We start from the raw sequence: 22,118 nt of genomic DNA on the forward strand, positions 1-22,118 counted from the left end.
ATGTCTACTGTACCGTCATATTTTAAAGATTTTTTATCTAATATTCGCTTGTCTGATAATCAGGTGAATGATTTGAAAACGGAGCATACCACGTTAAGAAAACGATTAGAGGAAGATGAAACCTTATCTAAGATTATTATTAGTACTTTTTTACAGGGAAGCTACCGACGTTCTACAGCAGTAAAACCTAAAAACGGCAACAAATCGGATGTCGATGTAATTGTTGTAACGAAATTAGACTCTGAAGAGTATACACCAGAGGAGGCTTTGAATTTATTTGTCCCATTTTTAGAAAAGCATTACAAAGACAAATATAGAATTCAAGGGAGATCAATTGGTATAAGTTTAAGTTATGTTGATTTGGATATCGTTCCTACTTCTGCACCTAGTGAGAGCGAAACAGGAGTACTTCAAGATGAGGCTATTATTTCAGAATACACAATTGAAGATTTTCAACAAAAGTTACTTACAAAATCGTTTAGTAATGCCTTACTTGAAAGTACATATAACATATTTTGTAGATCAGATAGCCAGCCTCAATGGAAATCCGAACCATTGCTAATTCCTGACCGTGAAGCGGAAAAATGGGATAAAACACATCCACTTGAGCAAATTCGATGGACGGTTGAAAAAAACAAGAATTGCAATACCCACTATATAAATGTTGTTAAGGCATTGAAGTGGTGGCGTAAAACACAATATCCAGATATGAAACATCCCAAGAGTTATCCGTTGGAACATTTTATTGGTGATTGTTGTCCAGATGATATTAAAAGTGTTGCCGAAGGTGTTGTATTAACTCTTGAAAATATCGTTTCCCAATACACTAATAAACCTTTTTTAGCTGATAGAGGCGTTCCTGAACACGATGTTTTTGCACGAATTACAGATGAAGAATATTCTGATTTCTACGATACGGTTTGTGATGCTGCTAAAATAGCTCGTGAAGCTTTTGATTGTGAAGAATTATATGATAGTGTTTGCAAATGGAGAGAGCTATTTGGTAATGAATTCCCACCAGCTCCAAAGCCATCAAAATCTAATTCTTCAACGGGATTTACAACCCGTACTGAAAAATCAGCAGCCATTCCAGAAGGAAGATTTGCATAGATGGAGTCAAAACAAATCCTTGATAAATTAAATCAGGCTCGAAGGGCTTTAGATTCATTATCGCAAGTTGAGATAATGGATGAGTGGCAATTTGATAATGAATTAAATGTTTGGTATTTACACTTAAGTATTGTGATTGAATGTGAAACACCATATTTCCCTCAGAAATCTCAATGGTTTTTCGTTGTTGGATCCGAATACCCAAACGGAAAAATTAAAGTATATCCAGACGTCGAAAACAGTATAACGGTTACATTGTATCATCAAGCCAACAACTCCAAAATTGAAAGAAACGGATTGTGGAGAAAAGGAGCATTATGCCTTGAGGTGAATACAATACCTAATTATCAATCGGAACCATATAGTGTAGATGAACGCTTGTTGTATCATGCAAAACGAGCAATTTGTTGGCTCGAGTTAGCGGCAAAAGGAAAATTAGTTACAGAAAGCGAGCCGTTTGAGCTGCCCGAATTTTCTATGAGCAATATTTTTGAAATGCAATTTGCTTTCTCGGAAGATGTGGTTACCTTCATGCAATGGGAGAGTGTCGAATGTCGGTATGGAATAGCAGAATTAGATGTGTATAAAAGTAAACCATTTGTATACTATGTTAAGGTGTTTAAATCGCTAAGTAACAACATTCAGCATTATACAGAATGGGGAAAATATCTTTCAAAAACAACTATATCACCTCCAATTATTGCCCCGTGGATACTTATGAATCAGATCCCAGTTGTTAATGAGTGGCAAGCACCAGAAACATTTGGCGAATTGTTAGTTGCCTGTGAAAAACAACATATTAATATAATGTGTATCCTTCAAAATATTGTCTCAAAAATTCGGGACGGAAAACGGCATTTGCTTTTAATTGGTTTCCCTGTTCCCCGAATTTTTGGTGGAGACCCCGAGATAATTTCTTGGAAAGCTCTGTATTTACCGACTGTATCATATGGCAAAAGGACAGCAAAAGGATTCAGAAATAATCAACAGGGATGGTGGATGCGTGATAGATGTGAGGTATTCACTAAAAATGCAAAATTGGATTGGATCGTTTCAGAAAATTGGAACCAACACGAAATATCTCAACGAGGTAAAATGAGCGACCTGTTACTAAGGAAAAGAATATTGCTCATTGGAGCAGGTTGCATTGGAGCATCAATCGCAGAAATATTTGTAAGAGCAGGAGTATATAATATTACTATTGCAGATTCAGATATATTTGAAGTCGGGAACTTATCCCGCCATATCTTAAATCTAAATAATATTGGTGAATTTAAAGAATTATCGGTATGTAATTATCTTAACTCCCTAAATCCACACGCAAATGTTAAAGTTATAAATGATACTCTTTCAAATGATGACTCTTTTAAAACAAATATTGATTTGGATAGATATGATGTTATTGTTGATTGTACTGGGGAAAATAATGTACTTGATATTCTTCAAAGTACTAATTTTAAGAGAACTCATATTATAGCTTCAGTCTCTGTTGGATTGGGTGCAAAACGATTATATGTTACACTGATGAATGGTAACACTTTTAATTTTAATGCTTTTTATGATTTGATTTCCCCGTACCTACAGGCAGAAAAAGTCTTATATGATGATTACGACTTGCCAAGGAATGGAATTGGTTGCTGGCATCCGACTTTTCCTGGAAGAAGTGATGATATTTGGATTGCTGCTGCAACTTCCGTGAAGGTAATTGAAAATTACATTATATCAAAATCTCAAAAGACGCTTTCACTCATTTACGAGCAAAAAGAGAGCGATGGGATATTTGAAAGCTATGAGGTGGTGGAGAAAAGAGAGGATGGATAATTTGCTTTTTCAAGATAAGAATCAATCATATAGTGTAAAGTTCGACACAAAGGCTTATGAACAAATGCTTTATTATTGTGCTATTTCTAATCCTTATGAAACAGGGGGCATTTTAATTGGAAATTATTCTTCCAACCAAGCAATAGCTAATATTTTGCAAATAACACCACCACCCAAAAATTCTAGCCATTCAAAGTGTACTTTTCATAGGGGTATAGATGGATTGAAAAGAATTTTAGACTTGGCATGGGACCAAGGTCAGTATTATTTAGGAGAGTGGCACTATCATCCAAATGCATCGTCGGCACCAAGTAATATTGATAAAAATCAAATGATAGTTTTATCTCAAGACCAAAAACTAAAATGTCCAGAACCTATATTAATTATTGTTGGAGGTTATCAAGACAGTTGGAATATAAGTGCTCGGTTATTTGTTAATAAGCAAGAAATTATTCTCAATAAGCGGTAGCACTAGCCATTTGATAAGACGCAGATTTTTGTGTCAAAGTATAAGCTGTACTTGTCGAGTGGGGAAGAATTATTACGAGGATTGAAACAGGAGTATCAATCGTTAGAAGCGGAAAAGATGGAAGAAGATAATGATACTGAAGTAATGGAAAAAAGTAATTGTGCCACAGGCTGTTGCACAATTAGTATGGTGCAAAATTAATACCATCCATGATTTTGTGGGAAAAGGCTGCACGAACGGTATTAGTACTGTAAAAATATTGTCCAGATATCCGTAGTTTTGTGGGGATATAATTTGAATTTGTACGCACGTCGAGTGTGTAGTATTGATGTCAAGAGTAGATAAATAATGCCTAAAAAAGCCTTATTTTAAGCCTTTTCCGGTAGTGTCAGCTTATGACATCTATGTCGAACACCACGAAGAATTGCTCTACCATTGCGGGTAGCTACGATAAAAATGGTCTGCCGGAGGACTTCGCAGATTTTGCGGAAACGGTGTTTGACTTCATTCGTTTCTATGGTTTAGGAGAAATACTTGACCCATCAGTTTATGGCAAAGTAAAACGGCGCAAATCAGAATACATCTTTTGTAGCGTTACTTTTGATGAAGGTTACAAGAGTTATTATTATCTGACAGATGATGATAGCATTGAAATTGGTGACTTCGTGCTTGTGCCTGCAGGTAAGGATAACCATGAGGCGGTTGTAGAGGTAGTGAATATTGAGTATTTCAGTGAAGAAAATGTGCCTCTACCTATTGAAAAAACAAAGAGAATCATCCGTAAGTGTACGGACGAGGATTTCGACCCGCCTGTAGCGTAAGCGGAAAATATGAATTTACAGAGTTGATGAAACACAAAGGGAGACGGAAAAATATGATTGAACAAATTTTTAAATTAACACAAGGAAATGAAAAAACAGTTGAAAAGGTAATTATTGATGAAAATATACACTATATGCATATGATCTTGAATAAGGGTGAATGTCTGCCAGAGCATTTTTCAAATGCAAAAAGTGTGTATATTACAGTTGTTCGCGGAACATTATCAGCGACTTTGAATGAACAGGAAACACATGAATATCAGGCAGGAACAGTATTAAAAGTTCCATTCCATACAAAAATGAACTTAAAAAATGTTTCTGAAGAAACGCTGGAGTTTATTGTTGTTAAAGCACCGGCGCCAAACTGCTAAATTCCAGTTTTATGGATATGTTTCCACAAACGACTAAACAACGAAAAAGGCTGTGGATATGTTCCCTTGCTCATAAAAATAGCAAGGACATTCAGCCTATCGTATCAAGCCATATTGAAAGTGTCGTACTTTTGAGTCGAAATCTATAGAAAAAGATAGATGAAAATAATTATTTTTATCAAAAAGCATATACAAAAGAGTATATTTCATATATAGTAATACAAGTAGACAATCAATCAGGAGGGTTAATAATGATTGAAATATTAAAAGCGATATTGTTCGGTATTGTAGAAGGTGTGACAGAATGGCTTCCTATCAGCAGTACAGGACATATGATTTTACTTGATGAATTTATTAAATTGGATGTAAGTCCAGAATTTTATAGTTTGTTTCAGGTTGTCATTCAGTTAGGTGCAATTATGGCTGTTGTTATTTTGTTTTGGAATGATTTTTTTCCTTTTGAAAAAAAAGACAATCCATATCCATTAGCTAAAGATGGTTTATTATCTTATGTAAAAGTTGATAAGGTTGTTTTATGGATTAAAATATTAGTAGCCTGTATTCCAGCAGCAGTCGTTGGGGTACTCTTTGATGAACAACTAGAAGCAATGTTCTATAATTATCAGACAGTATCTATAGCATTGATTGTTTTTGGGATTGCGTTTATTGTGATTGAAAATAGAAATGCGCATCAACATAGTCGCATCCATTCATTACGAAATATTACAATTCAGACAGCTTTACTGATTGGTGTATTTCAGCTGATTGCAGCGATTTTCCCTGGAACATCACGTTCAGGTGCAACGATTGTAGGAGCTTTATTATTAGGCGTATCTAGAACCGTTGCAGCTGAGTTTACATTCTTTTTAGCGATTCCAGTTATGTTTGGAGCTTCACTATTAAAGATTGTTAAATTTGGTCTGTCTTTTACAATGCAGGAAGCAACAATTCTTATTGTTGGTATGGTTGTTGCCTTTGTTGTTTCTGTATTTGTTATTAAGTTTTTAATGAGTTATATTAAAAAACATGACTTTAAAGTTTTTGGATGGTATCGTATTGTTTTAGGTATCATAGTTCTTGTATATTTTATGTTTTTAGGATAACACGATTTCTGTCGTGTTTTTCTTTATATGGAGGAAATATGAAGTATCAGTTAGTGCATTCATGTGATGAAGAACTTTATCAGTTTTATTTGCGTCAAAGAACGTATTTTTCATTGGATGTTCAAGAAATAACTTATGATTATATCAATCAGGATATGTTAGGTCCTGAAGGGTTTGATGAAAGAAATCATTTTCACTATAAAATATATGAACATCAAACAATGATTGCTTATATAGATTATATGCTTGGCTATCGTTTTTCTATGAAACATGATCAGTCGTATTTATGGATTGGTTTGTTTCTAATAGAAGAAAGCTTATGGCATCATCATTATGGTCAAAGAATTATTCAAAGATTATGTCAAAATTATTCTCAATATACGATACAGCTAGCTTGTTTATCTCAAAATAAAAACGGAAAGGCTTTTTGGCAAGCTATGGGCTTTAAAGAAATAGCTCGTTCATATTGGGGTCATGAAGAAGTTGTAATATTTGAAAAACAGTCTGTGGAGGTATTATGAGTTTTATTGATTTTGAAAAAGAATATATGAATACAAAAAAAGAGAGTCAATATATTCATCGTTATTGCAATATGTTTGCTGTGTTAAGACTTGTCTTTTTTTGCGTGATGATTGTATTGTTATTATTGGGATATTATTGGCAAAACATTGGCTATGTTTTAGCAGGAATTTTCTTTATTGGATTTATAGGCGTGGTTATCATTCATAATCGTTATAAAAAACAAGATCTTTATATCCAATCCCTTTTGAAAACATATAAGCGTCATATTGATAGAAAAGAGGGGAAATGGAAAGAATTCGAAGAGAATGGAGAGGCTTTTTTAAGTGATCAGGACTATAAAAGCCTTGATTTGGATGTTTTAGGTCAAAATTCATTATATCAGATGATTTGTGTAGCATTTACCCAACAAGGGAAAAAGCAATTAGCAGATTATCTGATTCAGGATAGCAGCTATGATCAAATGATGGAACGTCAAAAAGCAGTTAAAGAATTGGCAGATATGCCAGAATTTGTTGTTCGATTAGAAACATTAGGTTCAATGATTCCAGAACAAAAAAAGAATGGCATTGAAAAATGGATGGCATATATTCAAAATCAGTCCATTCCAACATTATTACGATTTTTATTTATTATACCTTTGATTATCTGCTGTAGTTTGATTTGTGTCTGTTTTGGATGGGGCACACCATATAGTCAAGCCATATTGGAAGTAGGAGTCGTTTTACAATTGTGTATTACGTTTTTAAAATATCGTTATCATCAGGAAATGTTTGAACCAATTGCATACTTATCCACAGGTTTGGAAAGTTATGCACAGAGTTATGCACAAATTGTGAACAACTCATTTTCTTCATCTTATCTAAAATCATTACAATCAAATATAACGCATCAAGAGGATGCTATAAAGGCTATTTTACAACTTTCGCGTATAAGTCAAAAGGTTATCTATCGTCAAAATATTTTTGCTTTTTTATTTTTAAATGGTTTAGGATTATTTGATTATTATATTCAATATCAATATGCCAAGTGGATCAAGCAATATAGTCATGCTGTTCCAAAATGGTTTGAAAGTTTAGCGCATATAGAAGCATTAATGAGCTTGGCAATTTTAAAAGTGGATCAGTTTGATGTTGTCTTGCCCGATATTCAGAAACAGAAAACATTATCATTCCATGATTTGCGTCATCCTTTAATTGATCCTTATCATGTTGTTGGAAATGATTTTGAAATGCAGGAATCTTTATGTGTGATTACAGGTTCTAACATGTCTGGAAAAACAACATTTATGCGAACTATTGCTTTAAATTTAATTTTAGCATATGCCGGGGGATTTGTTTTTGCTAAAAATATGAGCTGTTTTCCAATGCATATTATGACCTCTATGCGTGTGAAAGATAATGTGGAAGAAGGTATTTCTACTTTTTATGGAGAACTTTTACGTATTAAGGAAATGATTGAATATTCTCATAAGAAACAACCAATGATTTGTTTTATTGATGAGATTTTTAAAGGAACAAACTCTTTGGATCGTATTGCCGGAGCAAAAGCAACGATTGAAAAGTTATCCTTACCTTATGCTTATACCTTTTTAACAACGCATGATTTAGAACTAGGTCAGCTAAAAAAACAGAATTATCATTTTGATGAATACTATGAAGATGAACACATATATTTTGATTATAAAATCAAAAAAGGCATATCAAAATCAAGCAATGGGCAATTCTTATTAAAACAGGTTGGTATTCTTGATTGATAGGGGGTTAATGGAAATGAAAGAAAAAACAATGAAAGATATGTTTAAATTAACTTTTGGCGAAGAGGTTGGAAATGCTGTCAGTCATGGTGTGATGGCTTTACTATGTTTATTATCCTTGCCTTTTGTAGCTGTATATTCATATATTAAAGGTGGAGTTGTTCGTAGTGTAGGTGTTTCTATTTTTGTTATTTGTTTATTTTTAATGTTTTTGATTTCAACAATATATCATAGTATGGCTTATGATTCTAAACAGAAATATGTCTTTAGAAAATTAGATCATATCTGCATCTATTTAGCGATTGCTGGAAGTTATACACCCGTAGCTTTATGTGTCGTTCAAGGCTGGGTAGGTATTTTAATTTTAGTTATTCAATGGTCTGCAGTTTTAGCTGGAATTTTATTGAAAGCTATTGCGAAACGATCTTTTCCCGTTTTATCTACGACTATTTATTTAGTCATGGGATGGATAGCCATTATCTTTATTCCATTTCTTATTCATTCTTCTTTCTGGTTTTTGTTTTTTATTGTTATGGGTGGAATCATGTATTCCGTAGGTGTTTTCTTCTATGCTAAGCATAAAAAATATTTTCATTTTGTCTGGCATTTATTCATTAATTGCGCAAGTATTTTACATTTCATAGCAATTGTTTTTCTCATGTAATAAAAACCCCAGGACAGAGCTTTGGCTTGTCTTTGGGGTTATTTTTCTTCATTTGTTTCATAAAAAGTATCAAGTATTCTTTCGGCAATCATTTTATATTGATTACTTAAAGAACAGATTAATAATAAAATGAAAACAAGTTGGTAAGAGTTATCTAAATCTATGTGTTGATTTTTAATTAAGTTTTGAATAGAAACTGTCACATCATGAGATAACTCTTTTTGTATGTTTAAATAATTATTATAAATGGGTTCAATTTCTTCCATATGATCATGGAAAGGTTGTAAAATCTTTTTGATTTCCTGGATAGAAATAGTATTTTTTAGTGAATAAATAAGTAACATTTGTAAAATATGATTTTTTGTATATTTCTTTCCTTTGATAGGTTTTAATAATCCTTCTTTAGAATAATTATTAATCATTGTTTTGGTTAGAAGCTTATCATCATCATGTCGCTTATTATCAGCAAGATTAATATCAAATAAAGTCATAATCTGATCCATATACAAATCAAGAGAAGGTATATCTTCCGATTTTAAATGACTCATGTTTTCAATCTGATCTAAAATCATATCTAATTTTTCATTGTTCATAAACTCACCTCATAAATAACTATACATGAATTTATACAAAATAACAATATCTCGTTGACAAATGATTAAAATAAAATATAATAGATGTATAAAGTAGTATTAAATACTACATATAAAGGAGTTGATATTGTGAGAAAGTTGTTTCAGAAAGCTATGGATCCTATTAGCAGTGAAACTCATTTTATAGGGGCATGCTTATCTTTCATTGGTTTATTGATTATGATTTTTATTGGAATACAGAAAGATACGTCACCGGCTGTTTTATGTGCTGGAATCATTTTTGGCATATCATTGATTGCTTTATATAGTGCCAGTTCAATTTATCATTTTTTTAGTGGCAGTCAAAGAATAAAAACGATTTTAAGAAAATTAGACCATTCAATGATCTATGTATTAATAGTTGGAACTTATACTCCAGTTGTTATTGCATGTATGCCTGCGCCTCATTCATATTATTTTCTTGCTGTTTTGTGGAGTGTTGCTATTATTGGAATTATTTTAAAAATCTGTTGGTTAAATGCACCTCGTGCAGTTGCAACAGCTATTTATTTGATTTTAGGATGGTCTATCTTATTTGATTTTCAATCATTTAGAGGTATTCCTTTACCTTGTTTGTTCTTAATTGCCTGTGGTGGTATTGCATATTCTATTGGTGCTTTTATTTATATTTTTAAAAAACCTAATTTAACGAAAGATTTTGGCTTTCATGAACTTTTCCATATATTTGTCATTATGGGTTCAGTATTTCATTATCTGGCAATTGTTATTTTTATTTTATAAAAAGCATATCTATGCTTTTTTTCTTTGCTTTATATGTCATTTTTGCTTATAATAGGAACTGGTGATAAAAGAATGAAAAAATTAAAATTAACATATCAGACTATGATATTATATGTTTTGACCTTTTTGGTCATTGTTATTGGAGATCAGGTGACAAAAATCATTGTTGATCATACATTATCTCTAGGAGGTAGTTATTCCATTATAGATAATTTCTTTTATTTTACATATACACATAATACAGGGGCAGCCTGGGGAATGTTGGCAGGTAAAATAAATCTATTCGTGATTGTATGGATAGTTGCTGCGATTGGAATTGTTTATTATTTTATCAAATCTGAACCCTATCAAAAATTGACACGTTTTGGATTGGTACTTGTTTTTGGGGGATCAATTGGCAATTTAATTGATCGTATTGCCTTTGGATATGTAAGAGATTTTATTGATTTTATTATTTTTGGATATAATTTTCCTATTTTTAATGTTGCTGATATGGCGATTACTATTGGTATGGCGTTAGTCATCTTAGAAATATGTATAGAGGAGTATAAAGCATGGAAACTATCAAAATCACAGTAGATGAAGAACATAAAGGTCAAAGACTGGATAAATTGTTGTCTGGTTATTTGAAAGATATGTCAAGAACACAGATTCAACAATTAATTCGTCAACAAAATGTGACTGTGAATGATGTCATTGTTAAATCAAGTTATAAAGCCGAAATAGGAGATATTTGTTGTGTATCTATTCCTGAACCAGAAAATACAGATATATTACCAGAGAATATTCCGCTTGATATTGTTTATGAAGATCAGGACGTCATTGTAGTCAACAAACCAAGTGGTATGATTGTTCATCCATCAGCAGGTATTTATTCAGGAACTCTTGTGAATGCTTTATTATATCATTGTCAAGATTTATCAGGCATTAATGGCGTGATGCGACCAGGTATTGTTCATCGTATTGATAAGGAAACAAGTGGTTTATTAATGGTTGCAAAAAATGATTTGGCACATCAAAGTTTAAGTGAGCAGTTACAGGAGCATACAGTTACAAGACGTTACTATGCATTGGTTCATGGTTTGATTCCTCATGAGTTCGGACGAATTGAAGCACCTATTGGACGTGATCCTCGTGATCGCCAGAAAATGACTTGTACTGATAAAAATGCCAAAGAAGCAATTACAAATTTTAAAGTGATTGAACGTTTTCGTGATATGAGTTTGGTTGAATGTCGTTTAGAAACTGGACGTACACATCAAATTCGTGTTCATATGCAATATATTGGACATCCTGTATATGGTGATCCACAATATGGACTTAGACGTGATGATACAAGTCATGGTCAATATTTACATGCTAAAATTTTAGGATTTATTCATCCACGAACACATGAAGAATTATATTTTGAAAGTGAGTTACCAGATTTCTTTTTAAATAAACTTTCACAACTAAGAGAAGAAATGGGGGAATAAAAATGTCTAAAGTGATTAGTTGGGATCAGTATTTTATGGGAATTGCAAAATTATCAGCATATCGTTCAAAAGATCCTAATACACAAGTGGGGGCTTGTATTGTGAGTCCTGAAAATAAAATCGTAGGTGTTGGATATAATGGATTGCCTTGGGGATGTGAGGATACGGAATTTCCTTGGAACAGTCGAGAAGGGGATATGTATGATACAAAATATCCATATGTTGTTCATGCTGAGTTGAATGCAATTTTAAATAGTATTCAAAATCTCAAGGGATGTCGTATCTATGTATCATTATTTCCTTGTCATGAATGTGTGAAAGCTATTATTCAAAGTGGTATTCAAAAGATTATTTACGAAGATGATAAATATAATGATACACCTAGTGATCGTGCTGCAAAGCGTATGCTGGATGCTGCAGGTGTTGCCTATCAAAAAATGCAACGCTTCGATATAGAGATTAAAGATTAATAAAAAAGCTGAGTTATATTGTTTTTAATCATTCCAATATAGCTCAGTTTTTATATTTTATAAACTTATTCAAAATTGGTTTTATAAAATATCAAAAGGTAATAATAAAAAAGAATGGTTCATTTCCATTCTTACTGTTCTTTCAATAATGCCTTAACACGTTTTGTGTTTGTAAAATTGAGTTTGACAACTTTTGTTAAAATATTTTCGCCATATTTAGCAGCAATCTTTGCAGCAACAACATCAACTTGAGAACTTGATCCACGGATTAAATTCATTTTTAAACTCTTTGTCATATTTGCAAAATACTGTAAATATGCATATCTTGATAAAATTTCAGCAGCTAATACAGCCATGTATTTTTGTTCGGCATCTGAAACAAACATTAAATCTTTTACAACAATAACTTCATTTTTCAGATAATTAAAATATGTTTTTGGAGAAACAAATTGATTGATCACTTTTACCTTTACATTTTGTTTGACTTTCTGCATAACATTCACAGTTGCCTGATTGTAGAGTTTTGATTTAATATTAGCTTGATTAAAACCATCACTTACCATTTTATTATAATGTGAGTTATCTAAAATTAATAAACTATAAATAAGCTTGTCTTTAATGAGCTTTGCACATTGAATAATTTCACGATTACTTAAAGTTGTTATATCATCAATTTTGAGCTCTTTTAATAACTCAATATCTTTTTCCTGTACATAACATGATACAACACAAATTGGACCTAAATAATCAGTAGATCCTGTTTCAGCACATCCAATATGATGATACGGAAAAATATCTTCAATGTTCGTTGTCATATTAGCTAATTGTTTCGCTATTTTCTTAGACCAATGTTTGGCTTCCTGAAAAGCATTAGCACCCGAAAACTCAACTGTATGATTATCTTTAGCGATAATATCGCAACCAATAGCATGTGCTTTAAATATAAGGTTTGTGTCATCAACTGGAACCATTTGACTATCATAATATTTTTTCATTTTCTCCAATGTAATTTGTTCAACTTTTAAAATAATTGGTTCCACGTTAATCACCTCATTATTATTTTAACATAATTTTGTTAATTTTGACAGAACATTTTTCAAATGTTATAATATCGGCGTTTATAAGGAGGGTTTTTCTTGGATTTTTTTTCAATAGACATCATTTGTGTCATATTTTTAGTGATAACTGCGATTATTGGGTATAAAAAAGGATTCATTATTCAGCTTTATGATATTGTATCTTTTTTATTCGTTTTATTGTTGGTCTATTTTTTAAGTGATCCATTATCATCAATATGGACAATTTATCAATATGACAGCCATGATTTTATTGCTTCACTAATAGGTTCTACAATTAATCGTATAGTCGTTGGTTTCATCCTATTTATTGTTTTCATGATCATAAAAAAAATCATAGGAGTTTTGGTAAAACCACTATTAAAAGGTATTATGCATACTTTTTCTTTAACTGCTTTTGCAGATCGTTTATTAGGTTTATGTTGTCATGTGGTTGAAGGAATATTGATTATTTATATCTGTCTGGTTTTTCTTTTCATTCCATTTGTAGCTAATGGAAAAGAAATGATTCAAAATTCCTATATCGCAAATGCCATTGTCGATATGATTCCCGATGTCACTCAAACCGTTATGAATATGAGTGATCTTATGCAAGATAATAATAGTCTGGATACTTATTCAAAAGAATTTATCGCTGAATTTACATTGAATGCCATGAATGCTCATTTTATCAATGAACAAGATGCACTTCAATTATTTGAAGATTATGTATTTCATCAAAATCAGACCATTCAGTTGAATCCTTCACAAATTCAGCAGTTAACACAATTATTAGAAGATTCAAACTATTCAACACAACAGATTCAAGACGTTCTATCTCAAGTAAAGGGGTGATAAAATGAAGAATATATATGAAACATTAGAAATGAACATCATTCAAGAAAAAATTATGCGTTTTTGTGCTTCATCATTAGGGAAACAAGAAGTTCAAAAATTACAGATATTTGATGATGAAGATGATGTTAATGAGGCGTTAGATAAAGTTGATGAAGCTATGAAATTTATTGATCGACAAGGAAGATTACCATTAGGTGGACTTAGTGATATTTCTTTGAGTTTAAAAAAAGCTAATAGAGATGGTCAATTAACAGGTGAAGAATTGTTACATGTCCAAACTCATCTGGAATGTGTTATTAATGTCCAAAATTATTTTGATAATAGCGAAATAACAGCTCATTTTTTAAATGAACTTAATACTGGTTTAGTAGCTCAACCCCGTTTATTAGAAGAAATAAGAAAATGTATAACTCCAGATGGTCAAGTTGATGATCATGCCAGTCCTAAGCTTTTTCATATTCGTCAACAGATAAGGCATACTCAGTTACAAATCCGTACAAGAATGGAACATCTTGTGAAGGAAAGTCAGGATTATTTATCTATTGATCAAATGACATCAAGAAATAATCGGCTGGTATTGCCAGTTCAGTCGCATCATAAAAATCAGATTCAAGGACTTATTCATGCTCAAAGTGCGACCGGGCAAACTGTTTATATTGAACCTGCAGAAGTTGTAAGTATGAACAATCAGATCAGTTTATACGAGGCTCAAGAAAAGGAAGAAGTGGAACGTATTCTTTTTTATCTTTCTCAACTTGTTAAAAATCATTATTATCACTTTCATTTCAATTTAGAGATTCTTACTGAATTAGATTTTATTTTTGCTAAAGCACAGTTTGGTGTGCTTTATCATTGTTGTCGACCAACGATCCAAAAAGATGGCAATGTTTTGTCTTTTTTAGAAGCACGTCATCCATGTATTGTTCAAGAAAAAGTGATTGCGAATGATATTATATTAAAACAGCATCGTATTTTATTAATCACTGGAAGCAATACTGGTGGAAAAACAGTGACATTAAAAACAGCTGGTTTATTATCGTTTATGGCGTTATGTGGACTACCAGTCCCAGCTCGTGAAGCTGTTATTCCTTTATTTGATCAGATATATGTCGATTTGGGGGATGAACAGTCTATTGAGCAGTCACTTTCAACATTTTCTAGTCATATGATGAAAATTATAGATATTTTACATCATGCAACTGCATCAAGTTTAGTTATATTAGATGAAATTGGATCTGGAACTGATCCTCAAGAAGGAGAAAGTCTGGCTGAAGCTATTTTATCACGTTTTGTAGATATGAAATCTTTTGTTTTAGCCACTACCCATTATGGTCGACTCAAAACATTTGCTAAAGAGCATCCAGAGATATTGATGGCGGCCGTTGCTTTTGATGTGGAGTCAATGAAACCAACATATCATTTGAAATTGGACAGTGTTGGACAATCATATGCTATTGAAATTGCAGAACTTTTAGGTTTAGACAAAAACATTGTTCAAAATGCACGAAATATTAAAAATGAATCCATGTCTGAACATGAAAGATTAATGGAAACACTGCAAATGAAAGAGGATATTTTAGAACAAAAGGAAAAACAACTTATTGAATCTCAAGAAGAAGTTCAAATCTTACAAAAAAAATATGAAAAACAGTTACGTCAGATAGAAAATCAAAAAGATCAAATGATTCAAAAAGCTAAAGACGAGGCTAATGCAATTATTGATAAAGCCAAAACAGAAGTTCAGGATATGATGAACATTATAAAACAATCGACATTAAAACCTCATGAAATGAATCAAATACGTCATGATTTAGATCAAATGAAATATGTTAATCAGGAGGTTGTTCATAAACAGGATCATCAATTGCATATTGGAGATCATGTTCGTGTGTTGAAGATGAACAGAGAAGGGGATATTGTGGAAATTTTAAAGAACCATATGGTTATGGTTTCTATATCTGGACTCAATGTTAAATTACATGAAGATGAAGTGCTTTATTTACATCCTCAAACAAAAGTGAAAAAAGTTGAAAAAGCAAAAATAAAGAAATCAACCGTTTCTAAAACAGGAAATTATGAAATCAATATTATTGGCAAAAGATATGAAGAGGCAATGGCATTGGTTGATAAATTCTTGGATGATGCTTTGGTGATGGGATATCCGCATGTCCGTATTGTACATGGAATGGGAACTGGTGCACTTCGAAAAGGAGTAAGGAAAATTTTAGATAAGAACAAACACGTTGTATCATATCGAGATGGTGGACCTAATGAAGGTGGATTAGGGGCTACACTGGTATATTTTGAATAATGAATGATCTTATTAGAAATAAGCTCTCTTTATTACCTGCATCACCAGGATGTTATTTAATGAAAAATAAAGAGGGAACTGTGATTTATGTTGGTAAAGCTAAAAAATTAAAAAATCGTGTTCATTCTTATTTTGTTGGTGTTCATAATTATAAAACGACAAAACTGGTAAGTGAAATTGAGGATTTTGATTATATTGTAACTGATAGTGAAAAAGAAGCACTGCTTTTAGAAATTAATCTGATTAAAGATTATACCCCTCAATATAATATAATGTTTATGGATAATACCTATTATCCTTATATTCAAATGACAAATGAAACACATCCTCGCTTACGTATTGTTAGAAATGCCAAAGAAAAAAAAGCCAAACATTTTGGCCCATTTCCAGATGCTACTGCAGCTAGAGAAACTTTTAAATTATTAAATCGTTTATATCCTCTTAGAAAATGTAATCATATTCCTAAAAAACCTTGTCTTTATTATTCATTGGGACAATGTCTGGCGCCATGTATTCAAGATGTTGATGAGAATATATATGTTGATATTAAAAAATCTATTACTAAACTTCTTAATGGGGATATCAAAGAAAAAGTTAATGAGTTAACTGAAAAAATGATGAAGGCTAGTGAGGAATTGAATTTTGAGCAAGCTAAAGAATATCGTGATTTAATTTCACATATTCGTTATGTGACAGCTAAACAGCATGTTCAATTTAATGATCAGATTGATCGTGATATTTTAGGATATTATGTTGATCATGGTTATTTAAGCATCCAGTTATTTTTTATGCGTCACGGTAAACTGTTATCACGTGATTTGAATTTAATACCTATTGAAGATCATGTTCAAGAGAGTTTGCAGCAATTTATGGTTTCGTTTTATCAAAATAATACCTTACCAAAGGAAATTCTTGTTCCTATGGATATGGATATAGATTTGCTTTCACAAATTATTGAATGTAAAATTCTAAAACCTCAAAAAGGTAATAAGGCTTCTCTTGTTCAAATGGCGATTGAAAATGCTAAAGAATCATTAGAAAAGAAATTCCAATTAATGGAAAAAAATGAAGCGGCGACTTTAGGTGCTATCCAACAGTTAGGTGAACTTTTGCATATGAAAACACCTCATATTATTGAATTGTTTGATAATTCTAATATTCAGGGTGCTTATGCAGTTGCTGGAATGGTTTGTTTTAAAGATGGCGTTCCTTCTAAAAAGGATTATCGTAAATTTAAAATCAAAACTGTTGATGGACCTGATGATTATGGAAGTATGCGAGAAGTGATTTATCGTAGATATTACCGTGTCTTGATGGAAAATCTGACACCTCCTGATATGATTATTGTAGATGGTGGATTAGGACAAATTCATGCGGCTAAAGAAGTTATTGATTCATTAGCAATGAATATACCTGTTTATGGGTTAGCTAAAGATGATAAACATTCGACGGCCATGTTGTTGGACCAGGATGGGCAGCCAATACCTATTCATCCAAAAAGTGAACTTTTCTTTTTATTGACACGTATGCAAGATGAAGTTCACCGTTATGCTATTAGTTTTCATAAAAATGTACGTTCTAAATCTTTATTTGCTTCTACGTTAGATGATATTGAAGGAATCGGACCAAAACGTAAGCAACAATTGTTGCATCATTTTAAAAGTGTAAAACGAATGAGAGAAGCAACTATAGAAGAACTTCAGGAAGTTTTACCTGAAAAAGTTGCGAAAGAACTTTTTCAATCTTTGCATACAAATGAGCACAGCTCATAACCTTTACTCATATATTAATGTGGGAGGGTTATGATGCATTCCTTATTGACAAAGCGTGAAAAAGAGATATTTACACTCTTGATACAATCTTATACAACAAAAGAAATTGCAAAACAATTATATATTAGTGAAAAGACAGTTCGTAATCATATTTCCAATGTGATTCAAAAACTAGGTGTTGAGTCTCGTATCCAGGCTGTCTTGGAACTTATTAAAATGAAAGAAATTGATCTTTAGAAATCAATTTCTTTTCTTTAAAAATATAACAATATGTATTATAATAGTCGAGAAAGGGTGATGACATGAAATTAAAAACATGGCACTTATTTCTTGTAATCATTATTTTGTTTGGTTGTTCTTTTTATGTTGTTAATCTTCATTTTGATAAATTTTATAGACTTAATGGCATTAATAATGATAATCGTGTCTTAATTGAAAAATATTTAAGTGATGACGAACAGGAATATTTAATAGATAATCAGATTTCAATTGATCTATTTATTGACTACATAGAATATGATGATTTTCAATTAGTCAATTATCAATATTATAACCTTTTAAAAGAAACTCATCGTTATTCAACAATAACAGATATTCTAGAAACTGGAAATTCTTTAGCTACACGATTAGATTATCTTTATCGTCAACAAGCTTTTGATCAGGCCAAAGTATTAGTACATAATGTTTTGGAAGAAGCTTTTTTAAATACTGACAATTTTAATTTTGACTATATTGATATCTACACATCAATGAAATCATTATATCAGGAAAATGATTATTCATTTGTACAGGATAGCGAGAAATATATCCTTATTTTACAGGAAATGGGCTATGATGATTTAAATCAGATTAGTCAGATTATGGAAATGTTAACACGTGCTTATAATCAGCAGACTTTAGCTGATTTAATGACGACAACATTACCAGCAGGAGTACAAATGGTTTTTGCACCTTATAAGTTAGATACCTTAGTGAATCAACAAAACTATATTGGAAAATATGAGCCACGTGAATTACTTCTCGTACAGGATATACCAAGGGTAAGTTATACAATGTATTTACAAAAGGATGCATATAATGCTTTATTAAAACTTTATACAGATTTAAGCAAAGAATACAAAGGCTTTTTATTGCGCAGTGCTTATCAGTCACCACAGACATTAGATGAAAAAGAAGTGGGTTATAATGAAATGCAGCTAGGATTGACAATTGAAGTTACACAATCTGAATTGGCTTATCAGGAATTTGAAAATACTGAGATGTCAAAATGGCTTGAAGAACATGCTTATGAATATGGTTTTATTTTAAGATATCCACAGCGCAAGGCTTCTATTACAAATCATGCCTATGATGCTCATATTTATCGATATGTTGGTAAATCTTTAGCTAAATCTTTGCATGATTCAAATTTAACATTAGAAGAATATCAATTACAAAACAAGGGAGAATAATTATGAATAATCCAATTGGAATCTTTGATTCTGGAGTAGGGGGACTTACAGTTTTAGACTATATGCGTCAACAGTTTCCGCATGAAAATATGATTTATATTGGTGATAATGCACATTGTCCTTATGGTGATAAAACGAAAAGTCAACTTTTAGAATATACACGTCAAATATGTGATTATTTTGCAAAGCAACATGTTAAAATGATTGTTTTGGCTTGTAATACAACAAGTGCAAATGTCTTGGATGAATTACAGAAATTATATCCACATATTCCCATCGTAGGTGTCATTCATTCAACAGTACATGAGTTTTTAGCACGTCATCATCAAAGAGTCTTGGTGATTGCGACATCGGCAACAATTCAATCTCATAAGTATCGTCAAATGCTTTTACAATACAATCCTGAATTAACTGTTTATGAATTGGCGACACCACGCTTAGTTCCAGTCATTGAGTCTGGTGAATACAAATATGGAATACAAGAACTTTTAGGAGAATATTTGTTACCATATCAAAATAAAATAGATGCTTTAATTTTGGGGTGTACACATTATCCTATTCTATTAAAACAGTTTCAAGACGTGATGGAAGATATTGATTATATTTCCAGTAGTGCATCTATCTGTCAGGAAGTGGCTTCATATCTTAAAAACCATCATCTAGAAAATACGTCTTCATTACCTCAGACAATTACAATTTATACAACGGGAGATACACAAACTTTTGTAGAATCTTCACAAGGATTTTTTGATTATCAGGATTTATTTGTTTCACATCTTCATTTATAAAATTTATAGATGTTATTTTAAACATGGCAGGGAAGTAACAAATAACGTTACTTCCTTTATTGTATAACATGGAATTGAAGACTAAGTAAAAAATACAGCAATATATTCTGTTGTTTATGTTTTTTATAAATTCTATTTGAGATTTTGATAATGAAATATACATAATAGTCTTGATTGAAAGTCAAAGATCATATTTTTTATAGAAATATGATTCATTGGAATCTTTTTTTTATATTTTCATATATTGTTTTGAGGTGGAAACATGAAAAAGAAGATTATCATTGTGTCTGTTTCAATTATTTGTTTAGCTATTGGTTCTTTTATATATTTACAGATGGATGATTCAAAACAGGTCAGTGAAACATATTTACAAACTCTCATATATCAGGATGCTAATCATGATCTTGTTCCTGTAAGCTTAAATGTGCATAATCAAATGGAATTAGAAACTGATATTAGAAATAAAATTGATTTAATGCAATCGTCTCAATTGCAGACATATGGATTATATCCTGTTATTGATTCACAATTAGAAGTTCAATCAGTAGAACTTCAAGATCATATGTTAACAGTGAGTTTTAATGATTGTTTATATTCTAATCAAGATGCTTTAAATATTATTGAAGCTTTGACTTATGTATTCACTGATTATGATGATGTTAATCAACTTAAAATACAAATAGATGGAAAAGATGTAACATATTTGCCCAATAGCACTGTTCCATTAAATCATCTAACACATGATTTAGGGTTGAATAATTTTGAAGAAGCATCAACTTTCTTACATCAAAGTGTACCTGTGATGGTTTATCAGGAAAAGACAATAGCTGATTATCTTTATTATGTTCCAACAACATTACGTATTAGTGAGTCTGATAGTTTAGAAGAACAAGTTCAAACTATTTTAAGTCATATCAATAGTAAAATTCATTTATTAAATGCATCACTCGATAATCAGGTTTTAACACTGGAATTAGATTCAAATCTTTTATTAGACAATGAAAGAATTGATAAGACTTTAGAAGAACTTATCATTTTATCTTTAACATCTTTAGATAACGTCAAGGATGTAGACATTCTCATTAATGGAGAAAGTGTTAGAAATCAGGAAACTTCACAAATTCATTATAATTATATTAAAATTTAGATTTTTTTGGTATAATAGTGTCTAGGTGATGTAAATGAAAAAAATTGTAATTATGTCTGATAACCACGGAGATCAGTCTATGATCGATTATGTAAAAGAACATGAACAAGATGGGGACTATTATATTCATTGTGGAGATAGCGAGGCTTATGATTTAAGAGTATTAGAGGGTTTTATCTGTGTCAAAGGAAATAATGACTGGTCTTTAGATTTACCTAAAGAGGCACGTCTTGTTGTAGAAGGTGTATCTATTTTCATTACTCATGGTCAGTATTTTGGCTATTTTAATAGAGAATTAGCTATGAATGATATACTGACAAGGAATCATTGTCAGGTTTTAATATCAGGTCATACGCACATGCCAATGTTTCAAAAAGATGGATCGTTCTATTATATTAATCCTGGATCTACAACCTTACCACGTGGAGGGAGTGCCAGAAGCTATGCTGTATTATTCATTGATAATGGGAAACTGGATTTTAGACTGAAAGAGATACAAAAATAAAAATGTATCTTTTTTTATAAAAAAGTAAAAAAAGTCTTGCATGTTATAATATGTTATGCTAATATATATGAGCAGTCGAAAAACAGATGTCTACGTAGCTCAGCTGGATAGAGCACACGCCTTCTAAGCGTGCGGTCGCGGGTTCGAATCCCTCCGTGGACGCCATTTAAAAACTACCCTGATTTATCAGGGTTTTTTTGTTAAAATTTAACTTCAGTTAAATGTTGGTAATTGATTTTAACTCCATAAAAACGGTGTTAAAGCCCTTTAAAATAAAAC

At 31.6% G+C, this 22,118-nt stretch carries 23 protein-coding genes and 1 tRNA gene; 22 read left to right on the plus strand and 2 right to left on the minus strand.

The window, feature by feature from the left end; all coding sequences use genetic code 11:
• The 9 genes from ACESR5_RS01075 to ACESR5_RS01115 all read left to right on the plus strand — a co-directional run bounded on the left by ACESR5_RS01075 (position 1) and on the right by ACESR5_RS01115 (position 8,634).
• Positions 1–1,110 (plus strand): nucleotidyltransferase, encoded by a 1,110-nt coding sequence (locus tag ACESR5_RS01075; RefSeq protein WP_373153817.1) that lies wholly within the window; start codon positions 1–3, stop codon positions 1,108–1,110.
• Positions 1,111–2,931 carry a ThiF family adenylyltransferase gene (locus ACESR5_RS01080; RefSeq protein ID WP_204864609.1) on the plus strand — a complete coding sequence of 607 codons (1,821 nt, stop codon included), beginning with the start codon at positions 1,111–1,113 and terminating at the stop codon, positions 2,929–2,931.
• Positions 2,924–3,400: a Mov34/MPN/PAD-1 family protein gene (locus ACESR5_RS01085; RefSeq protein ID WP_204864619.1), complete on the plus strand. Its 477-nt coding sequence runs from the start codon at positions 2,924–2,926 to the stop codon at positions 3,398–3,400. Before ACESR5_RS01080 ends, ACESR5_RS01085 begins: the two co-directional genes overlap by 8 nt.
• A 395-nt stretch (positions 3,401–3,795) precedes the next feature.
• On the plus strand, positions 3,796–4,221 hold the full coding sequence (locus ACESR5_RS01090) for a hypothetical protein (RefSeq protein ID WP_373153819.1): 426 nt from the start codon (positions 3,796–3,798) through the stop codon (positions 4,219–4,221).
• Between the two features lie 53 nt (positions 4,222–4,274).
• Positions 4,275–4,592 (plus strand): cupin domain-containing protein, encoded by a 318-nt coding sequence (locus ACESR5_RS01095; RefSeq protein WP_087298174.1) that lies wholly within the window; start codon positions 4,275–4,277, stop codon positions 4,590–4,592.
• 251 nt (positions 4,593–4,843) lie between these two features.
• Positions 4,844–5,695: an undecaprenyl-diphosphate phosphatase gene (locus ACESR5_RS01100; RefSeq protein WP_373153820.1), complete on the plus strand. Its 852-nt coding sequence runs from the start codon at positions 4,844–4,846 to the stop codon at positions 5,693–5,695.
• Between the two features lie 38 nt (positions 5,696–5,733).
• The gene (locus ACESR5_RS01105; protein WP_373153821.1) at positions 5,734–6,216 is read left to right on the plus strand and encodes a GNAT family N-acetyltransferase; all 483 of its coding nucleotides are present in this window, start codon (positions 5,734–5,736) and stop codon (positions 6,214–6,216) included.
• Positions 6,213–7,970 carry a hypothetical protein gene (locus ACESR5_RS01110; protein ID WP_373153822.1) on the plus strand — a complete coding sequence of 586 codons (1,758 nt, stop codon included), beginning with the start codon at positions 6,213–6,215 and terminating at the stop codon, positions 7,968–7,970. The genes ACESR5_RS01105 and ACESR5_RS01110 overlap by 4 nt, the downstream gene beginning before the upstream one ends.
• Before the next feature lie 16 nt (positions 7,971–7,986).
• The gene (locus ACESR5_RS01115; RefSeq protein ID WP_087244977.1) at positions 7,987–8,634 is read left to right on the plus strand and encodes a hemolysin III family protein; all 648 of its coding nucleotides are present in this window, start codon (positions 7,987–7,989) and stop codon (positions 8,632–8,634) included.
• A gap of 38 nt (positions 8,635–8,672) precedes the next feature.
• Here ACESR5_RS01115 and ACESR5_RS01120 read toward each other — a convergent pair whose 3' ends face one another.
• Positions 8,673–9,227: a DUF1836 domain-containing protein gene (locus tag ACESR5_RS01120; protein WP_129738654.1), complete on the minus strand. Its 555-nt coding sequence runs from the start codon at positions 9,225–9,227 to the stop codon at positions 8,673–8,675.
• Between the two features lie 129 nt (positions 9,228–9,356).
• On the opposite strand from ACESR5_RS01120, the gene ACESR5_RS01125 reads away from it, so the two are divergent.
• From ACESR5_RS01125 to ACESR5_RS01140, 4 genes are all read left to right on the plus strand, one after another.
• Positions 9,357–10,007 carry a hemolysin III family protein gene (locus ACESR5_RS01125; protein WP_087298179.1) on the plus strand — a complete coding sequence of 217 codons (651 nt, stop codon included), beginning with the start codon at positions 9,357–9,359 and terminating at the stop codon, positions 10,005–10,007.
• A gap of 72 nt (positions 10,008–10,079) precedes the next feature.
• Positions 10,080–10,586, plus strand: a complete 507-nt coding sequence (gene lspA / locus ACESR5_RS01130; protein ID WP_087244963.1) for a signal peptidase II — start codon at positions 10,080–10,082, stop codon at positions 10,584–10,586.
• Positions 10,562–11,482, plus strand: coding sequence for an RluA family pseudouridine synthase (locus ACESR5_RS01135; RefSeq protein ID WP_087298180.1), 921 nt, complete (start codon positions 10,562–10,564; stop codon positions 11,480–11,482). Before lspA ends, ACESR5_RS01135 begins: the two co-directional genes overlap by 25 nt.
• A 2-nt stretch (positions 11,483–11,484) precedes the next feature.
• Entirely contained in the window at positions 11,485–11,952 is a 468-nt protein-coding gene (locus ACESR5_RS01140; RefSeq protein WP_087244965.1) for a dCMP deaminase family protein, read from the plus strand.
• A 131-nt stretch (positions 11,953–12,083) separates the two neighbouring features.
• Here the strand turns inward: ACESR5_RS01140 and rnhC are convergent, their stop codons facing one another.
• The gene (rnhC, locus tag ACESR5_RS01145) at positions 12,084–12,992 is read right to left on the minus strand and encodes a ribonuclease HIII (RefSeq protein WP_087244966.1); all 909 of its coding nucleotides are present in this window, start codon (positions 12,990–12,992) and stop codon (positions 12,084–12,086) included.
• A 96-nt stretch (positions 12,993–13,088) separates the two neighbouring features.
• Here rnhC and ACESR5_RS01150 point away from each other — a divergent pair, with 96 nt between their 5' ends.
• The 9 genes from ACESR5_RS01150 to ACESR5_RS01190 all read left to right on the plus strand — a co-directional run bounded on the left by ACESR5_RS01150 (position 13,089) and on the right by ACESR5_RS01190 (position 22,004).
• Positions 13,089–13,862: a CvpA family protein gene (locus ACESR5_RS01150; RefSeq protein WP_373153825.1), complete on the plus strand. Its 774-nt coding sequence runs from the start codon at positions 13,089–13,091 to the stop codon at positions 13,860–13,862.
• A gap of 4 nt (positions 13,863–13,866) precedes the next feature.
• Complete coding sequence (locus ACESR5_RS01155) at positions 13,867–16,176, plus strand: endonuclease MutS2 (RefSeq protein WP_373153826.1); 2,310 nt, start codon at positions 13,867–13,869, stop codon at positions 16,174–16,176.
• Positions 16,176–17,948, plus strand: coding sequence for an excinuclease ABC subunit UvrC (gene uvrC, locus ACESR5_RS01160; protein WP_087297828.1), 1,773 nt, complete (start codon positions 16,176–16,178; stop codon positions 17,946–17,948). Before ACESR5_RS01155 ends, uvrC begins: the two co-directional genes overlap by 1 nt.
• Before the next feature lie 33 nt (positions 17,949–17,981).
• The gene (locus tag ACESR5_RS01165; RefSeq protein ID WP_087244970.1) at positions 17,982–18,185 is read left to right on the plus strand and encodes a LuxR C-terminal-related transcriptional regulator; all 204 of its coding nucleotides are present in this window, start codon (positions 17,982–17,984) and stop codon (positions 18,183–18,185) included.
• A gap of 65 nt (positions 18,186–18,250) precedes the next feature.
• On the plus strand, positions 18,251–19,399 hold the full coding sequence (locus tag ACESR5_RS01170; RefSeq protein ID WP_373153827.1) for a M15 family metallopeptidase: 1,149 nt from the start codon (positions 18,251–18,253) through the stop codon (positions 19,397–19,399).
• 2 nt (positions 19,400–19,401) lie between these two features.
• Positions 19,402–20,187, plus strand: a complete 786-nt coding sequence (gene murI, locus ACESR5_RS01175) for a glutamate racemase (RefSeq protein ID WP_373153828.1) — start codon at positions 19,402–19,404, stop codon at positions 20,185–20,187.
• 262 nt (positions 20,188–20,449) lie between these two features.
• Complete coding sequence (locus ACESR5_RS01180; RefSeq protein WP_373153829.1) at positions 20,450–21,334, plus strand: GerMN domain-containing protein; 885 nt, start codon at positions 20,450–20,452, stop codon at positions 21,332–21,334.
• Positions 21,335–21,368: 34 nt separating this feature from the next.
• The gene (locus ACESR5_RS01185) at positions 21,369–21,839 is read left to right on the plus strand and encodes a metallophosphoesterase (RefSeq protein ID WP_087244974.1); all 471 of its coding nucleotides are present in this window, start codon (positions 21,369–21,371) and stop codon (positions 21,837–21,839) included.
• An 88-nt stretch (positions 21,840–21,927) separates the two neighbouring features.
• Positions 21,928–22,004 (plus strand) — tRNA-Arg (locus ACESR5_RS01190).
• The last annotated feature ends 114 nt before the right edge of the window (positions 22,005–22,118 follow it).

The sequence above is a fragment of the Clostridium sp. AUH-JLR23 genome (genome assembly GCF_964238065.1).
Classification (GTDB): Bacteria; Bacillota_I; Bacilli_A; order Erysipelotrichales; family Coprobacillaceae; genus Allocoprobacillus; species Allocoprobacillus merdigallinarum.

Bases quoted from the DNA above. Each gene is read 5' to 3' on its own strand.
- ACESR5_RS01170 (WP_373153827.1), top strand. From the start codon at position 18,251: ATGAAATTAAAAACATGGCACTTATTTCTTGTAATCATTATTTTGTTT.
- murI (WP_373153828.1), top strand. From the start codon at position 19,402: ATGAATAATCCAATTGGAATCTTTGATTCTGGAGTAGGGGGACTTACA.
- ACESR5_RS01100 (WP_373153820.1), top strand. From the start codon at position 4,844: ATGATTGAAATATTAAAAGCGATATTGTTCGGTATTGTAGAAGGTGTG.
- ACESR5_RS01085 (WP_204864619.1), top strand. From the start codon at position 2,924: ATGGATAATTTGCTTTTTCAAGATAAGAATCAATCATATAGTGTAAAG.
- ACESR5_RS01140 (WP_087244965.1), top strand. From the start codon at position 11,485: ATGTCTAAAGTGATTAGTTGGGATCAGTATTTTATGGGAATTGCAAAA.
- ACESR5_RS01165 (WP_087244970.1), top strand. From the start codon at position 17,982: ATGCATTCCTTATTGACAAAGCGTGAAAAAGAGATATTTACACTCTTG.
- ACESR5_RS01110 (WP_373153822.1), top strand. From the start codon at position 6,213: ATGAGTTTTATTGATTTTGAAAAAGAATATATGAATACAAAAAAAGAG.
- ACESR5_RS01135 (WP_087298180.1), top strand. From the start codon at position 10,562: ATGGAAACTATCAAAATCACAGTAGATGAAGAACATAAAGGTCAAAGA.
- ACESR5_RS01075 (WP_373153817.1), top strand. From the start codon at position 1: ATGTCTACTGTACCGTCATATTTTAAAGATTTTTTATCTAATATTCGC.
- ACESR5_RS01095 (WP_087298174.1), top strand. From the start codon at position 4,275: ATGATTGAACAAATTTTTAAATTAACACAAGGAAATGAAAAAACAGTT.
- ACESR5_RS01105 (WP_373153821.1), top strand. From the start codon at position 5,734: ATGAAGTATCAGTTAGTGCATTCATGTGATGAAGAACTTTATCAGTTT.
- ACESR5_RS01120 (WP_129738654.1), bottom strand. From the start codon at position 9,227: ATGAACAATGAAAAATTAGATATGATTTTAGATCAGATTGAAAACATG.
- ACESR5_RS01080 (WP_204864609.1), top strand. From the start codon at position 1,111: ATGGAGTCAAAACAAATCCTTGATAAATTAAATCAGGCTCGAAGGGCT.
- ACESR5_RS01185 (WP_087244974.1), top strand. From the start codon at position 21,369: ATGAAAAAAATTGTAATTATGTCTGATAACCACGGAGATCAGTCTATG.
- uvrC (WP_087297828.1), top strand. From the start codon at position 16,176: ATGAATGATCTTATTAGAAATAAGCTCTCTTTATTACCTGCATCACCA.
- lspA (WP_087244963.1), top strand. From the start codon at position 10,080: ATGAAAAAATTAAAATTAACATATCAGACTATGATATTATATGTTTTG.
- ACESR5_RS01155 (WP_373153826.1), top strand. From the start codon at position 13,867: ATGAAGAATATATATGAAACATTAGAAATGAACATCATTCAAGAAAAA.
- ACESR5_RS01115 (WP_087244977.1), top strand. From the start codon at position 7,987: ATGAAAGAAAAAACAATGAAAGATATGTTTAAATTAACTTTTGGCGAA.
- ACESR5_RS01180 (WP_373153829.1), top strand. From the start codon at position 20,450: ATGAAAAAGAAGATTATCATTGTGTCTGTTTCAATTATTTGTTTAGCT.
- ACESR5_RS01090 (WP_373153819.1), top strand. From the start codon at position 3,796: ATGACATCTATGTCGAACACCACGAAGAATTGCTCTACCATTGCGGGT.